Consider the following 1,506-nt stretch of genomic DNA (forward strand, 5'->3'; position numbering starts at 1 on the left):
TGTTGGCCTGCAACCTCGATCAGGGCCAGCCGGGGTTTCCCGCAACCGTGCTGCCCGAGTTTCTGCAACGCATGGGCGTCCCGCACCGGATCGAATACCAGGACACCTATTCCATCGTCGTCGACAAGGTGCCAAAGGGCCGAACCTATTGCGCCCTCTGTTCGCGCCTGCGCCGCGGCAATCTCTACCGCATCGCGCGTGAGGAAGGCTGCTCTGCCGTGGTCCTCGGCCATCACCGCGACGACATCCTTGAAACCTTCTTCATGAACCTCTTTCACGGTGGCCGGCTGGCGACGATGCCGCCCAAGCTCTTGAACGAGGATGGCGATCTCTTCGTCTACCGCCCGCTTGCCCATGTCGCCGAGGCCGATTGCGAAAAGTTCGCCCAGGCCATGAACTACCCGATCATTCCCTGCGATCTTTGCGGCAGTCAGGACGGATTGCAGCGCCAGCAGGTCAAACAGATCCTCGATGGCTGGGAAAAGAACAGCCCCGGCCGCAGGCAGGTGATGTTCCGCGCCCTCATGAACGCGCGGCCTTCGCATCTTCTGGATCCCAAGCTATTCGATTTCGTCGGGCTGACCCGAAACGAAGCGACATTTGATGAAAATGCGCCGCAACTTCCCGACCTCGGTTAACCTCACCTCGACAGCCTCACCCCTACCTTGCCGTTGATCCGGGCAGGTCGTCTGCCCAATGCAATCAGGGGTGACTGCGGATGCCAAAAGGTGTGGGAACAGCGATCAATCGATTCCGGGGGGCGCTCAGGTCGGTGCTTCTGGGGCCGCATGTCATGGCCTTTCTTCCGGCGCTGATGCTGGGCGGATATTGGTTCGGTGGCGAAGGCCTGTTGCTCTACATGGCGCTCTTGATGCCTGCGATCTTCGCCGCGGCGGGGCTGTTTTCCGGCACCGGAACCTCTTGGCCCGATGACTACGACGGAATCACCGGCCTGAAACTGCGCAAAGCCGCAGTCAAACGCCTTGATGCGGCCCTGCAATCCGAACGGGATACGGGCAAGTCATCGGCAGCACTTGCAATCAGGCTTGACGATTTCCAGTCCCTCCTGCGCCAGTTTGGACCTTCCGCGACCGACAAGATCCTGCGCCAGACGGGTGAACGGCTCAAATCCGCACTTCGCGACGGCGATCTCGTCGTCTGGCTGGGTGAGGCGAGCTTCGGCGTCGCCCTTGCTCCGGTCCCCCGCCTTGACCTGGAAACGCTCATCCAGCTGTCGGCACGGCTTCAGGCCGCGCTGGCCGAACCGTTCTCCGTCGATGGAACCCGGGTTTACGCGACCGCTTCCATCGGTTTCTGCAGCCTTGCTCGGGCGAATGCAAGATCAGGGCAGGATGTGCTCGTCGGGGCCGAAACTGCAGCCGATGCGGCACAGGCGAACGGAGCGGGATCGATCCGCGCCTTCACGCCCGAAATCAACCGCCGCGCAATAACCCGCGCCGGCCTGGCGAAAGAGGCCGCAGAAGCCCTGGCAAACGGCCAGATCAC

General features: G+C 62.2%; 2 protein-coding genes. Both read left to right on the forward strand.

Translation table 11 applies throughout. From position 1 onward, the window contains the following. A partial coding sequence (gene ttcA, locus WBB85_RS08655) for a tRNA 2-thiocytidine(32) synthetase TtcA (RefSeq protein ID WP_432638221.1) occupies positions 1 to 638 on the forward strand: 638 nt, incomplete at its 5' end. A gap of 155 nt (positions 639 to 793) precedes the next feature. After that, on the forward strand, positions 794 to 1,506 hold a 713-nt coding region (locus tag WBB85_RS08660; RefSeq protein WP_432638222.1), incomplete at its 3' end, for a GGDEF domain-containing protein.

Source organism: Albidovulum sp. (assembly GCF_049646345.1).
Lineage (GTDB): Bacteria > Pseudomonadota > Alphaproteobacteria > Rhodobacterales > Rhodobacteraceae > Albidovulum.